Genomic DNA, 14,096 nt, shown 5'->3' with positions numbered 1-14,096 from the left:
GCGTCGATCGCCTCGTTCAGGGATTCGGCGTTGAACCCGGTCCCTGCGGCTGAAGAAATATTGTGTCGCCACGCTGCACCACATCGGCTCCAAGGGCCAGCGCGATCATCTGTAGCACCTGCGCCGCCGAGTCGCCACGGAACGACGCCGTCAACGTGCGCCGTGCAAGCTCCGCGTCCGCGACCTGCAACTCGATGCCGTACCACCGACGCAAATCCGCCTGCACCTCGGCCAGCGGCGCGTCCCGATAGGCCAGCTGTCCGCGTGTCCACGCCATGTCTTCTTCAGTCACCGTGCCACGCGCCACCACCACCGTACCCGCCTGCAGCACGCCACGATCACCCGCCCGCAATTCCACTGGCGCCGCACTGCCCGCACTCGCATCGCGCAGCGCCACGATGCCGTGCGTCACGGCCACCGAGACGCGACCATTCGCATCAGTCTTCACCGAAAAAACGGTACCGATGTCGCGAATTTCCGCGCCACGCGAATGCACCACGAACGGATGCGCACCGTCATGCTTCACATCGAAGAACGCCGCACCTTCCAGCAGGACTTCGCGATTACCGCCATTGAATCCCGCGGCAACCGTGAGTCGGCTGCCGGGAGCGAGTACGACCGTGCTGCCGTCGGGCAGCTTCACGGAGTCGCGCTGCCCCACCTGCGTGGCGTACACCTTTTGGGCAGCCCCGCGCTCAGTGGCCGCGTTGCCGCTGCGCCACTGCGCGAAGCCCACCATGGCAGCGAGCGCAGCCGCGGCCGCAAACGCGGGTCCACGCCAACCACTCGCCGAGCGCGCGGCGATGGGGTGCGTCGTCGCGCCACCATGATGGACCGTCAGCGACGGGGCTTCCGCCATACGGCTGCGCACAGCCGCCAGCGCCCGCTCCGTATCGACCGAGACCTCCGACCGCACCGTCGCGCGTTCTGCACGCGCCTTAACGAGGGCCGCCACCGCAGCGTCTTCCGGATGCGTGGCCAGCCACTGAGTAACGGCAGCCGACTCGACCGCGTCGCTCTCTCCCGCCACGAAGCGGGAGATCGCGTCCCAGTCGGCTTCGGAAGCGGATGCGGCAGATGGACGGATTGGGTCGGACATGCCCAAGAGACACGAGTGGATGACGATACCCTACGTACCCGCTTTCCCGGCGGGCCCTGGCGCAAAATCGCCGTGATTCGATGTAGTATACGCTGCAACCGAGGCCGACAGGACTCCGAGGAGTCGCGTCGACCGTATCCTATCCCAATCATTTCCCGACCCCACGCCCCTCGTGTCCGACGCTGACTTGCTGGCCCGCCTTCGAGGCGGGGATCACGCGGCGTTCGATGCGATCTTCCGGCAGTGGTACGAGCCCGTGGTGCGCTCGGCCAATCGCGTGCTGCACGACCCGGGGGTGGCCGAAGAACTTTCGCAGGATGTCTTTCTGGAACTCTGGCGCCGACGCGAAACATTGGCCCCGGACAGCAGCGTGGCCGGCTATCTGATGCAAGCGGTGCGCAATCGTTCGCTCAATCATTTGCGCCATCTGCACGTGCAGAGGAAGTCCGCCGTCTATGTAGAGGCGCTCAGCGAGCCCGCCGAACATGCCGACGCGAATACGCACGCGGGCGAGCTGCAGAACGCAATTCGGGACGCCCTCGACGCACTGCCGCCGCGCACGCGCGAAGTGTTTCTGATGAGCCGCGAGCGCAACCTGCGTTACAGTGAAATCGCCGAGCAACTCGGCGTGACGGTGAAGGCCGTGGAAGCCAACATGAGTCGTGCCTTGCGACAGTTACGCGAGAAGCTGTCCCCATTCCTGTCGAGAGACGGTGAGTAGCACATAGGGTATGCTGGCGGCCGTGTGTTTTCTCCTGCAAACGCCTCAACGATGCCATCGCGACAGCCGCGAGCGTCGAAGGCCGCCCCCTCCGAGAGGTTCATCATGGCACGATCCCGCTTTCTCACGCTGACTGCAACCGCGACGCTGGTTGGTGCGGCGGCCTGCAGCTTCGACAACAGCAACGGCCCGAACGCCTTCATGTCCGATCTGGCGTTCAGCACGGCGCCCGCCGGACTCGACCTCGTGTCCAGCAGTTACGCGCCGTCCGAGACCAGCAGTATGCCTTGGGGTGGACCCGGCCGCGGACGTGGCGGCGGCCCCGGCATGAGCGGCTTCATGGGGGGCGGACTCGGCGATGCCTTCGTCGGCGGCGCGGCGCCCGGTCGTGGACCGCACGGCGGACCGTTTGGTATGCGGATCGACGCCAGCTGCGTCTTCGCGGCCGGCACTGGCGATCTGACCTGCGGACCGACCGTTACAAACGGCCTCACGGTAACGGCGATCTACACGATCAAGAATGCCGCCGGCACCGCGCAGTCGGTGATCGACAGTCTGACCACGAACTCGGTGCAGGTACGCACGACGGTTGTCGGTACCGCCTCTCGCAGCCGCGATGGCAACGTCACGGCCACCGTGAACAACAGCGGCGATCGCACCGTCACGGGACTCGCGGTCGGCAGCACGCAACGTACCGTGAACGGCACGTCGCGGGGCAGCGAGACGGCCACCGGCACGAACCGTGAAAGCAAAACTTTCTCATCGGTGCGCACCTCCTCGGACACCACCAGGGCACTCGTCATTCCGGTATCCGCCACGACGCAGACCTATCCGACCGCCGGCACCGTAATTCGCCGCATGAAGGTGATCACGACGATCGACGGTACGAGCTCCACCAGAGAACGTCGCGAACTGCTTACGTATGACGGGACGACGACGGCCAAGCTGCAGATCACCGAAGACGGCACCACGAAGAACTGCACCGTGACGCTCCCGCGCGGTCGCCCGACCTGCTCGTGAGCCTGATGCGGGACTAGTCGTCGCAAGCGCTGAAATCGAGCGATGCGGAGTTGATGCGGTAGCGCATGCCGCCGGGCGTCGGACCGTCGTCGAAAACATGCCCCAGATGCCCATCGCACGACGCGCAGTGCACTTCCACACTCACGATGAACCACCGCCGATCGGTGCTCGTCTCGATGGCGACGTCGGTCAGCGGCTCGGTGAAGCTCGGCCAACCGGTGCCCGAGTCGAACTTCGCGCTGGACGAGAACAAGGGCTGGCCACAGCCGGCACAGATGTACTGTCCGTCATCATGGTGATCCCAGTAGCAGCCGGCGAACGCCCGTTCGGTACCGTACGAGCGTAGCACTCGGAACTGTTCGGTCGAAAGAATCGTCCGCCACTCCAGTTCGCTCTTGCGGATTTTGTCTGCCATCAGTCAAATGAACGGCATGACGCAACACCCCGCCAGCGCGCACGCGCCGGACGACTGGCCGCTCGGTCCCGATATCCCGCAATCGCATCGCCGGTGGCTGCGTGTGCTTGGCCGCACGCTCCTGTTTCGAGCCGGCTGGCACTTCGAAGGGCAGATGCCCAACGTCCCGCGCTTCGTCGCCATCATTGCCCCGCACACATCGAACTGGGATTTCCCGATCGGCCTGGCGGCCAAGTGGGCCCTCGGTTTCGACGCCCACTGGTGGGGCAAGCACACGCTGTTCGTTCCGCCGATGGGTTGGTTCATGCGCGCCAATGGCGGCATTCCGGTGGATCGCAAGAATTCCCACAAGGCCGTGGAGCGCACCATCGACGCGTTCCGGACACACGAGCGATTCGCGCTCGCCCTCGCTCCTGAGGGCACCCGTAAAAAGGTGACGGCATGGCGTAGTGGCTTCTGGCACGTCGCCAAGGGGGCCAATGTCCCTATCTGCTGCGTCGCGCTCGATTACCGACGCAAAGTGGTACGACTCGGGCCAACCACGATGCCCGTGGAAGATGACCCGGCCGCGGGGATCGCCCGCATCCGGACGTATTACGCCGACGTGGCCGGACGCGACCCCTCGCAGCAGACCTGATCCTCGCATCACATCCACGCCCGGCACATTCGAGCGGTCCCCGCGGCGGTCGAACATGACGCCAACGTCGTGTTTTTCGTGCCCGCCCCTTCCGCCCGGCCGATCCACGAGGGAGTTTGTGGGGGTCCCTTACGGAGAGAGTGCCGAATGCGCATGACGACTGTCGGCGTGGTGGGCGCCGGGGCCATGGGGAGCGGCATTGCCGCCCTCGCTGCCTCGGCGGGCTGCCGTGTCGTGTTGCTCGATATCCCCGGCGATAGCGATCCCAAATCGCCGAACCGCAGTGCACCCGCCAAAAACGGGCTGCAGAAAGCGATCAAGTCCAAGCCGGCCTCCTTCATGGAGGCTTCGACCGCCGCTCGGGTGCGTACCGGCAACACCGAAGATCATCTCCAGCTCCTCGCCGAGTGCGACTGGATCTGTGAAGCAATCGTCGAGCTCGCGGAACCGAAGCAGCAGCTGTTCGCGCGCATCGAAGCGCTCATGAAGCCCACGGCGATCATCTCGTCGAACACGTCGGGCATTCCGATGTCGGTGCTGCTCGAGGGACGTGGCGAGAAATTCCGTCGTCGCTTCCTCGGCACGCACTTCTTCAATCCGCCGCGCTACATGCACCTGCTCGAGATCATTCCGACACCGGACACGGATCCGGCGGTGATTGGGGCCACGCGCGAGTTCGCCGAGCGCACGCTCGGCAAGGGCATCGTCATCGCCAAAGACGTGCCGGGCTTCATCGCCAACCGGCTGGGCGTGTACGGTATGGTCGGCACCATGCGACGCATGGAGCAGCACGGACTCACCATCGATGAAGTGGACGGGCTCACCGGCTCGTTGATCGGCCGCGCGCGGACTGCGACGTTCCGCACCGGCGACCTCTCGGGCCTCGACGTGCTCGCGCACGTGACCAAGGGTATCGGTGGCGCAACTAACGAAGACTTCGCGCTTCCGTCGTGGATGCTCGAAGAACTGGTGGCCAAGGGGAAGCTTGGCGACAAGACCGGCGGCGGCTTCTACACAAAGACGAAGGACGGCACACAGACCTTCGACTGGAAGACCAAGAGCTATGTGCCGCAGCAGCGGCTCGAAGGTGGAGAGATCGGTCAGGCGATCCGTATGCCGATCGCGCAGCGCCTGCCGGCGGCCATCGCGATGACTGGCGTGCAGGGTGCGTTTCTGCGCGACCATCTCGCCGACGCCGCGCACTACACGCTCACGCTCGCCTCTCAACTGGCGTTCGACATCGTGGCGGTCGACCGCGCCATGGAGTGGGGCTACGGCTGGGAAGCGGGCCCCTTCCAGATCATGGACGCGCTGGGCATCGAATGGCTGCGCGGAGAGTTCCGCGCGCAGGGCAAGAGCATCCCGCCGCTGCTGGAGATGGCGACGGGGTCGTTCTACAAAAATGGTGAGTATCTCACCTTCGACGGCACGTACGAACCCATTCCGGGAATCCCCGGCCGTTTGGCGCTCGCGAGCCTCGCGAAGCATGGTCGTGTACTCGACGACAATGGCCTCTCCCGCCTGATCGATCTGGGCGACGGCGTAGCCTGCTTCGAGTTCCGTTCGAAGATGAACAGCCTCGGCGACGGCGTCCTCAAGGGCCTTGAAAGCGCGCTCAGCAAAGTCGAGAAGCTCGGTTTCAACGGCATGGTGATCGGCAACGAAGACGCACGTGCCTTCAGCGTCGGCGCCGATTTGTCGCTGGTCTCGTTCGCGGTATCCGCCGGTGCCTGGGATGACATCGCAGTCTCCTGCAAGGCGTTCCAGGACAGCGTGATGTCGATTCGCCGCGCACCATTCCCGGTGATCGTCGCACCGGCGGGTATGACGCTCGGCGGCGGCGCGGAGTTCACGCTGCACGCCGATGCCGTGCAGGCGCACGCCGAGACGTACATGGGGCTGGTGGAGGCCGGCGTCGGTCTGTTGCCGGGCGGCGGCGGGACGAAGGAGTTGCTCATGCGCTTCACCGCCGAACTCCAGAACTATGAAGAGGTCGATCTGTTCGGCGCCGTGAAGCGCGCGTTCAAGTTGATCGCCTTCGCGACCACGACAACCTCGGCGTACGAGGCGAAGGCGTTGGGCTTCCTGCGCGAGAGCGATCGCATCAGCATGAATCGCGATCACCAGATTGCCGACGCGAAGGCTCGCGTGCTCGATCTCGCCCGCGGCTACCTCCCGCCCCTCGAGCGCACCGTGCGCGCGCTCGGTCGTGAAGGGATGGGCAATCTCGAGTACGCCATCTGGGCGGCGAAGGAGGCGGGTCAGGCGTCGGCCCATGATGTCCGCGTCGGTCGCGCCATCGCGTATGTGTTGTGCGGCGGCGACGGCACGGCACGTGATGTCACCGAGCAGGATCTGCTCGACCTCGAGCGCGAACAGTTCCTCAGCCTTCTCGGCACCAAGGAAACGCAGGAGCGCATCGCGTACACCCTCAAGACCGGCAAGCCGCTGCGCAATTGAGCGCGCGGCAGGAGAGATAGAGATGACCGAGGTCGTGATCGTCAGTGCCGCCCGCAGCGCGGTAGCGCGCGGCAAGGCAGATGGTGCACTCGCCGGCGTACATCCGGTGGATTTGTCGTCCACCGTAATGAAGGCGGCAATCGATCGCGCGGGTATCGATCCCGCGATCATCGAAGACGTGCAGTGGGGCTGTGCGATGCCCGAGGCCTCGCAGGGTCTCAATCACGCGCGCCTGGCGTGGCTACGCGGCGGCTTCCCGGTGGAAACGGCGGCGGCTACCGTGAATCGTTTCTGCTCATCCGGGCTGCAGTCGGTGGCGTACGCGTCGCAGGCCATCATCGCGGGTCAGGGTGATGCCGTGATGGCCGGTGGCATCGAGATGATGTCGCAAGTGCCGATGTCGGGCTACAACGCCCGACTCTCTCCGGCGATCACCGAGAGCTACATCGGCATGGGCTTCACCGCCGAGCGCGTCGCGAAGCGTTGGGAGATCTCGCGGGCGGCACAGGATCAGTTCGCGTTCGAGAGTCAGCAGAAGGCCGTGTCGGCCATTCAGCGCGGCGTATTCACCGACGAGATCGTGCCGATTCACACGCAGCGCTACACGTGGAAGGGGGCCGAGAAAACGGTAACGGATATCATCTTCTCCATCGACGAGTGCCCGCGCGCCGAAACCACGCTCGAAGGGCTCGCCAAGCTCCGTCCGGCCTTTTCTCCCACGGGCACCGTCACGGCGGGTAGTGCCAGCCCGTATTCCGACGGTGCCGCCGCCGTGCTCGTGATGAGCGCAGCGAAGGCCAAGGAACTCGGCATCCCCCCGCTCGCGCGCTTCGTAAGCTTCGCTGTGGGCGGCGTGGACCCCGATATCATGGGTGTCGGACCGATCAAGGCGGTGCCGAAGGCGCTCGCGCGCGCCGGCCTCACGCTCGCCGATCTCAAGCTCATCGAATTCAACGAGGCCTTCGCGGCGCAGGCGCTGGCCGTGATCAAGGAACTCGGGATGGACACCAGCATCATCAATGTGAACGGCGGGGCTATCGCGCTCGGACATCCATTGGGCGCGACCGGCGCCAAGCTCACGACGCAGCTCGTGCACGAACTCAAGCGCCGCGGCGGCGGTTACGGCATGGTCACAATGTGCATCGGCGGCGGCATGGGCGCCGCCGGAATCTTCGAGGTCTACGCGTAGGGAAACCCATTACCCAATACCCAATACCCACGGCCTCAAACGCCAAGCCTCGAGCCCACCGCCATCAGCAACAGGGTGGGCTCGAGGCTTGGCGTTTGAGGCCATGGGTGCTGGGTCGTGGGTCAACTGCGCGCGCTACACCCGTCCCGTCTCCGCCGCAGCTTTCGCCGCAACCCCCAGCGCCTTCACGACCTCCCCCAACACGCCGAAGCGCGGGTCACTCGTGAGTCCCTTCACATACCGTGCGTATATCTGCTGCGCGATGACCGCCACCTTGAACAGACCGAACGCGTAATAGAACGGTGCATCGCTTACGTCGATGCCGCGGTGCGCGCCGTACGCCTGTACCAGCTCGCGCCGCGTCATGTTGCCGGGCAGTGCCGTGATACCGAGTCCGAGTGCGCGAAAGATCGGTGCATCACCCGCTTCCACCCAATACGCGAGACTGGTGCCGAGGTCCATGAGCGGATCACCGATCGTTGCCATTTCCCAGTCAAGAATCGCCCGCACCCGTGACAGATCCGGCTCGAGCACGAGATTGTCGAGCTTGAAGTCGTTGTGCACCAGCGTGGTCGCGCGATCGGGTGGACGGTGCGCCTCCAGCCACTGGGCGGTCCAGTCGAGCTCCAGCACATCGCCCGTGCGTGAAGCGCCCCATCGTTTGGTCCACCCCTGCACTTGCCGCAGTACGTAGCCATCGGGGCGCCCCAGCGAGGCAAGGGGTTCGGTCGAGACGTCCACGGCGTGCAGCTGCACGAGCGTCTGCACGAACGTCTGCGAGAGCGCCGCAAGCTTCGCCGGCATCGCGGCCGCGTCGTCGGTGAGCGATTCCGGCGGCGTCCCACGCAGGATCACGCCGTCCACATGCTCCATGAGGTAGAACGGCGCGCCGATCACGGCAGCGTCATCGCAGCGCGTCACCGGCTTGGGTACCGGAACGCCCCGCGCGTGTAATGCCTCCAGAATACCGTGTTCACGACCCACGTCGTGCGCGATCCCTGCCTTCACTCCACGTGGGGGACGGCGCAGCACCAGTGCGCGTTCACCATGCTCGTGCTCCATCGTGACCAGATACGTGAGATTCGAAAATCCTGCGGGGTACTGCCGAATGCGCAAGCGAGCGCCGGCCGGCACCATCTGTGGTACCGCCTGCGCAAGCCAGGCGAGCAGGGCCACGGCGTCGACCTCTTCTCCCTCGCGCAGCGCGATCGTTCCGTCACTCATAGGCGATTACTCACGCGGCGTGCGGGGCGGGAGATAGGGCTTGAGCGCGCGGCGGGCAATCACCGTGCGATGCACTTCGTCGGCACCGTCATAGATGCGCGCGGCCCGCTCGTGCCGGTACCACCATGCCAGCGGAGTGTCGTCGGTCATACCCAGTGCACCGTGTGCCTGCAGCGCGCGATCGAGCACGCGCTGCAGCGTGTTGGCCACGAACACCTTGATGTACGCGATCTCTTCACGCGCCGCCTCCTGGCCCTCACGGGCCATACGCGTGGCGGCATCCATCACCATCAGCCGCGCGGCATGAATCTCGATACGCGAGTCCGCGATCCAGAACTGCACCTGTTGCCTGTTCGCCAGCACGTCGCCGGGCGCCAACTCGCGCTCCGCGGCACGACGGCACATGAGGTCGAAGGCACGCTCGCAGATGCCGATCCAGCGCATGCAGTGATGGATGCGTCCCGGTCCCAGCCGCTCTTGCGCCAGCGCGAATCCATGGCCCTGCCGTCCAAGCACATTGGTGACCGGAACGCGCACGGCATCAAAGCGCACTTCGGCGTGACTGGCCCATCCACCGCCACTCTCACCCATCACCGCGATGTTGCGGACCAGCGAGTACCCAGCGGCGGGCAGCGGCACCAGAATCTGACTGGCGCGAAAATGCTTGCGCGCTTCATCCGGATCGGTCACCGCCATCACCACCGCGAACGACGCGCCGTCGGCGCTGCTCGTGAACCACTTGTGACCGGTGATGACGAACTCATGACCCTCACGCACTGCCTGCGTCGACATGATGACGGGATTCGATCCGGCGTGTTCCGGCTCCGTCATCGCGAAGCAACTGCGGATCTCGCCGCGTGCCAGCGGTTCGAGAAACTGCGCCTTCTGTTCGTCGGTGCCGAACTGCAGCAGCAGCTCCATATTGCCGACATCCGGCGCCTGGCAGTTGCACACGTAGTGGCCGAACGGTGTCCAGCCAAGCACCTCGCTCAAGCGCGCGTACGCGTCGAGCGGGAGGTCGCGTCCACCAAGCGACGCCGGGAGGAACGGTGCCCAGAGACCGAGCGCGCGCGCCTGCTCGCGCAGCTGCGACAACACCGGTTCGTTCTTCGCCCAGTTACCATGCAACAGCTGTGACTCGAGCGGCACCAGCGCCTCACGGACGAACGCGCGCGCCGTGGCGAGTAACGCTTCCAACTCGGCGGCGCGCGGCGCCACGGCGTTGTGCATCATGTGAGATACCCGCCGTCGACCATGTAAACACTCCCGGTGCAATACGCCGACGCATCGGATGCGAGGAAGAGCGCGAGCCCGGCCACGTCATCAGGCTGGCCGATGCGGCGGATAGGCTGATGACCGAGCACCTGATTCGAGATGTCCTTGTCCTGCCAGAGCGCCTGCGAGAAGCGCGTCTTGATGAGACCCGGACAGATCACGTTCGCGCGGATGCCATCGGCACCCCACTCCTGCGCCATCACCTTGGTGAGGGACACCAGTGCGGCTTTGCTCACACTGTACAGACCGAGGCCGGCTTCCGGAGAGACACCGCCGATGCTCGCCACGTTCACGATGGCGCCGCCGCCGCGCTGCGCCATCACCGTGTGTGCCGCCCGACAGAGTTCGAGCGGCCCCTTCACGTTCACGGAGAAGATTTTCTCGAACGCCTCGTCGGTCGCCTGCTGCAGTGGTCCGAAGATCGGGTTCGTGGCGGCATTGTTGACGATGATGTCGATGCCGTCGAAGTGTTCGACGGTGCGTGCCGCCAACTCGTACGCATCGGCTGCCTTCCCCATGTTCGCCGGAATCCCCACGACCTCCAGCCCTTCATTACGCAGGACCTTCACGACCGCGTCCACATGCTCTGCCTTACGGCTCGAGACCGCGACCTGAGCGCCGGCCCGCGCCAGCGTGGTCGCGATCGCGAGCCCGATGCCGCGGGTACCTCCGGTGACGATCGCGACTTTACCATCGAGGCGCAGACGCGAGATCGCGTCGGCCGTGCGCGGGGTAATGGGCTCATGCATGGCAGTAGGCCTGTTGAAGGGAATCGGGAGCATGCCGTGGTCAACGCTGATCAAGACGAGTCACCCGGCCGATCGGCGGCGGGACGATTCGGCCGTTCATCCGCTCCAGATGTTGCAGTACCAGATCGGCCGTGCGTGGGCGCGAGTCGGGCGCAGCGGCGAGCGCACGGCAGGCGTCGGCCGCTTCGGGAATGCGATACCCGTCGCCGCTCCGACACGCCGGATATGTCACCATGGACAGCTGCAGCGTGTCCGTCGCGCCGATGGTACGTCCATCATCGCGCCGAAGATCACCGACAACCCGTGCGCCGCTGGGCAGCGTGGCGTCGAAACGAAAGCGCACGCCGCTGAGCTGTAGATACGGCCCGTTGCCAAGACCGTCGCGTCCGACACTGACCTCGAGCAGTTCGCGCAATCGCGCTCCACTCATACGAAACGAAACGACGCGCGTTTCGTCGGCGAACAAAAAAACGCCCTCGATCATGTGCCGCGTGATGGGGCCGGCCGGCATCATGTCGTCGTAGCGCAGGGCGCCGGAGTTGATCAGCGCCACGTCGACCTTCGTGCCCAGGCGCATCGCGTCGGCGATCATGTTGCCGAATGGGCTTTCGCGTTTCGAGATCGAATCGATCGCGTTGATCGGCTCGGGTGCCGTACCGAGGACACGATCGGGACCGATGCGCCGCGTCAGTGTGTCGCGCCACCGTTGCACGACGGCCAAAGTGGCAGGGTCATCGCGCATTCCCGGACCGATGTCGAAGCGGCGGTCAGTCACACGCCACGGCGATGCGCCGTCACGCGTGAACGTGACCAGAATCGCCGTCCGCGAATTCGATGCGGCCTTCACCAGCAGACGGCCGTCGCGCACGGCCCGGCGTCCGTCATGATCGTGGCCGCCAAGAATCGCCGTAATGCGCGGCTCCCTCTCGAGGGTGGCCTCATCTTCCCGCAGGAATCGGTGCGTGAGCGCAATGACCAGTTCAGCACCCTGCCCCAGTAGTGTGTCGACGGTGGCCGTGGTCGCGCTATCGGCATCTCGGCACGACACGTAGGGGGCGTACTCACGCACCACGGTCGTTCCGAGAACGCCGACTTTCACGCCGTCCACCCGCAGCGTGTCCCAGCTGCGCACCCCCGGGAACGGCACACCGTTCGCCTCACCGCAGTTCGCGGACAACCACAAAAAACGCGATTCACGCAGTCGGGCCACGAGATTCGTGCGCGATCCATCGAATTCGTGATTGCCCATCGTCGCGAGGTCGAGCCGCGCTGCGTTGAACGCGTCGACCACCTGCGCACCGCCGTACCACTTGCCGAGCACGCTCGGACTCAGCACGTCGCCCGCGAGCACGAACAGCACCCTGTCGCCATTCGCCCGTTCGAGCGAGTCGCGCAAACCCGCCACGCGCGCCAGTCCACCGCGGCCGTCACGCAACGTATCGGTGACATACACATCGTTCACGAGCAGCATGCGCACGACCTGCGTCGAACCACGCAGCGCCGGTGCCACGGCGGTGGCCGATGGCACGCGACAGGCCGCGCTGGCGACAGTGGCGGCCAGCAGCACACCCTGCAGGACGGGACGCCCGGACCGCATGGCGCGTATCACGCCGGCGACTGCTGCGGGAACTCGAGCGCACGCGTCCACGCCAACGATGCCGCGTCCGGGTCGTATACCACCGCACACGTGTCGTTGAAGAAGGCGTGGCCGGCGTCGTAGAAGTACGTCTCGGCGCGCACGCCGGTGGCCGCCACGTCGGCTATCAGGACGGGCACGTGCGGATTGAAAATGCCGTAAAAGTCCACGACCGCATCGAATCCGCGCCGGCACTCCGCGCCGTCGCGCAATACGCTGGCCGTCTGCGACATGTCGAGCGCCATCAGCAACCGCTGCGCGTTATCGGGGGTCGTCGCTTGTTCGTCGCGGTACAGATCGGGCGCCAACGCCACGAAGCCGGCGGCAGCGAGCGACACCCGGCGGCCGGGCCGCCATTCGCGCGGAACTCCATCATCGTGCCATTCATAGGTGGCGATCTCCGACTGAGTGTACCGGGTGACGCCCTCAGAGACTCGTGTCGACGTGTTCGCCACGAATGGCGAACACGCGCGCCACCGCCTGTCCGATCTTGTTGTTCGGCGTGCTGGCGCCAGCCGTGATGCCGATACGCAGCACACCCGTGGTCGGCAGCCAGTCGGCCACTTCGTCTTCGTGATGATGCGGCCCCACGCGACGGACGCGTACGGCGTTGCCCTCGACGTCGATCTCATCGGGATCGGCGATATGGAACGTCGGCACCTGCTCGGCACACAGCGCCGCCAAGGAAATCGTGTTGCTGGAGTTGTAGCCGCCTACGACCACCATGAGGTCGAGCGGCTCCGCCAGCAATTCGACGACCGCGTCCTGCCGGTCCTGCGTGGCGCTGCAGATCGTGTCGAACGTGCGGAAGTGGTCCGCGCGATGTGTATCACCGTAGGTCCGCGCCATCGCGTCGCCCACGGCCGCACCGATGGCCAGCGATTCACGCGCCAGCATCGTGGTCTGATTGGCCACGCCGATACGATCGAGATGCAGATCCGGATCGAAATGATCCGATGCGGCCTTCGCGAACTTCTCCAGGAACTCCGCTCGCGTCAGTGGCGGCCGCGACGTCGGGTTGCCGACCCTCGCTTCGATATAGTCCGTCACGAGATCCGCTTCGAGCATGTCACGCACCACGATGTACTGGCCGCCCGAGTACTTCTCCACCTGCGAAGCCGTCGCACGCGTTTCTTCGTGGTAGAACTTGCCGTGAATCAGGGAAGTGAATCCGTCGCGCGCATACACCTCTACGCGCTTCCACACATTCAGCACCGATCCGCACGTCGTGTCGACCACCACGCACCCGAGTTCGCGCAGCGTCTGGAAGTCCTGGATCGTGACACCGAAGGCCGGCAGGATCACGACATCGGCCGACTTCACCAGCGCGTAATCGAACCCTTTTCCGCTGGCCGAGAGAAACACGACGCCCATCTCCCGCAACTTCGCGTTGACGTGAGGATTGTGGATGATTTCACCCGCCAGGAAGATCTGCTTCTCAGGAAACTTGCGTCGCGTCTGATACGCGTAGTCCACGGCGCGCTCCACGCCGTAACAAAAACCGAATTCCTTGGCGAGGCGCACCGTGGTCTGACCCGCGTGCAACGTGTAATCGTTCGCGCGAAGCATATCCACCAGCTGACCGGTGTAGTCGGCCGCGAGGGTGTCCTGCACCTCGGCCTTGAGGCCGAAGCCTTTGCGTACGTACGTCATGTCTGACATGGCCGTAAT

General features: G+C 65.2%; 13 protein-coding genes. 5 read left to right on the top strand and 8 right to left on the bottom strand.

Going from position 1 to position 14,096, the window contains the following annotated elements; translation table 11 throughout:
* Nucleotides 1-16: 16 nt before the first annotated feature.
* The gene (locus ACESNG_RS05525; protein WP_373060605.1) at nucleotides 17-1,099 is read right to left on the bottom strand and encodes a FecR family protein; all 1,083 of its coding nucleotides are present in this window, start codon (nucleotides 1,097-1,099) and stop codon (nucleotides 17-19) included.
* A gap of 172 nt (nucleotides 1,100-1,271) precedes the next feature.
* Between ACESNG_RS05525 and ACESNG_RS05520 the strand changes: the two genes are divergently transcribed.
* Both ACESNG_RS05520 and ACESNG_RS05515 read left to right on the top strand, forming a co-directional pair.
* On the top strand, nucleotides 1,272-1,820 hold the full coding sequence (locus ACESNG_RS05520) for an RNA polymerase sigma-70 factor (protein ID WP_373060606.1): 549 nt from the start codon (nucleotides 1,272-1,274) through the stop codon (nucleotides 1,818-1,820).
* A gap of 105 nt (nucleotides 1,821-1,925) precedes the next feature.
* The gene (locus ACESNG_RS05515; protein ID WP_373060607.1) at nucleotides 1,926-2,840 is read left to right on the top strand and encodes a hypothetical protein; all 915 of its coding nucleotides are present in this window, start codon (nucleotides 1,926-1,928) and stop codon (nucleotides 2,838-2,840) included.
* Between the two features lie 13 nt (nucleotides 2,841-2,853).
* On the opposite strand, the gene msrB is transcribed toward ACESNG_RS05515, so the two are convergent.
* On the bottom strand, nucleotides 2,854-3,255 hold the full coding sequence (msrB, locus tag ACESNG_RS05510) for a peptide-methionine (R)-S-oxide reductase MsrB (protein ID WP_373060608.1): 402 nt from the start codon (nucleotides 3,253-3,255) through the stop codon (nucleotides 2,854-2,856).
* A 16-nt stretch (nucleotides 3,256-3,271) separates the two neighbouring features.
* Here msrB and ACESNG_RS05505 point away from each other — a divergent pair, with 16 nt between their 5' ends.
* From ACESNG_RS05505 to ACESNG_RS05495, 3 genes are all read left to right on the top strand, one after another.
* The gene (locus tag ACESNG_RS05505; protein ID WP_373068122.1) at nucleotides 3,272-3,892 is read left to right on the top strand and encodes a lysophospholipid acyltransferase family protein; all 621 of its coding nucleotides are present in this window, start codon (nucleotides 3,272-3,274) and stop codon (nucleotides 3,890-3,892) included.
* 147 nt (nucleotides 3,893-4,039) lie between these two features.
* Nucleotides 4,040-6,352 (top strand): 3-hydroxyacyl-CoA dehydrogenase/enoyl-CoA hydratase family protein, encoded by a 2,313-nt coding sequence (locus ACESNG_RS05500; protein ID WP_373068120.1) that lies wholly within the window; start codon nucleotides 4,040-4,042, stop codon nucleotides 6,350-6,352.
* 22 nt (nucleotides 6,353-6,374) lie between these two features.
* Nucleotides 6,375-7,541 carry an acetyl-CoA C-acyltransferase gene (locus ACESNG_RS05495; protein WP_373060611.1) on the top strand — a complete coding sequence of 389 codons (1,167 nt, stop codon included), beginning with the start codon at nucleotides 6,375-6,377 and terminating at the stop codon, nucleotides 7,539-7,541.
* Nucleotides 7,542-7,676: 135 nt separating this feature from the next.
* On the opposite strand, the gene ACESNG_RS05490 is transcribed toward ACESNG_RS05495, so the two are convergent.
* The 6 genes from ACESNG_RS05490 to ACESNG_RS05465 form a co-directional block, all read right to left on the bottom strand.
* Nucleotides 7,677-8,765, bottom strand: coding sequence for a phosphotransferase family protein (locus ACESNG_RS05490; protein WP_373060612.1), 1,089 nt, complete (start codon nucleotides 8,763-8,765; stop codon nucleotides 7,677-7,679).
* 6 nt (nucleotides 8,766-8,771) lie between these two features.
* Nucleotides 8,772-9,998, bottom strand: coding sequence for an acyl-CoA dehydrogenase family protein (locus ACESNG_RS05485; protein WP_373060613.1), 1,227 nt, complete (start codon nucleotides 9,996-9,998; stop codon nucleotides 8,772-8,774).
* The gene (locus tag ACESNG_RS05480; protein WP_373068118.1) at nucleotides 9,995-10,822 is read right to left on the bottom strand and encodes an SDR family NAD(P)-dependent oxidoreductase; all 828 of its coding nucleotides are present in this window, start codon (nucleotides 10,820-10,822) and stop codon (nucleotides 9,995-9,997) included. The genes ACESNG_RS05485 and ACESNG_RS05480 overlap by 4 nt, the downstream gene beginning before the upstream one ends.
* 7 nt (nucleotides 10,823-10,829) lie before the next feature.
* The gene (locus ACESNG_RS05475) at nucleotides 10,830-12,386 is read right to left on the bottom strand and encodes a bifunctional UDP-sugar hydrolase/5'-nucleotidase (RefSeq protein WP_373060615.1); all 1,557 of its coding nucleotides are present in this window, start codon (nucleotides 12,384-12,386) and stop codon (nucleotides 10,830-10,832) included.
* Nucleotides 12,387-12,394: 8 nt separating this feature from the next.
* On the bottom strand, nucleotides 12,395-12,763 hold the full coding sequence (locus tag ACESNG_RS05470) for a dienelactone hydrolase family protein (RefSeq protein WP_373060616.1): 369 nt from the start codon (nucleotides 12,761-12,763) through the stop codon (nucleotides 12,395-12,397).
* An 88-nt stretch (nucleotides 12,764-12,851) separates the two neighbouring features.
* A complete protein-coding gene (locus tag ACESNG_RS05465; protein ID WP_373060617.1) occupies nucleotides 12,852-14,087 on the bottom strand; it encodes a 4-hydroxy-3-methylbut-2-enyl diphosphate reductase in 1,236 nt (411 codons plus the stop codon).
* Between the last annotated feature and the right edge of the window lie 9 nt (nucleotides 14,088-14,096).

The organism is Gemmatimonas sp. (assembly GCF_041689975.1).
In the GTDB taxonomy this organism is placed as follows: Bacteria; Gemmatimonadota; Gemmatimonadetes; order Gemmatimonadales; family Gemmatimonadaceae; genus Gemmatimonas.
The sequence above is the reverse complement of the archived record's forward strand: the minus strand, read 5'-3'. Positions and strand labels throughout refer to the sequence as shown.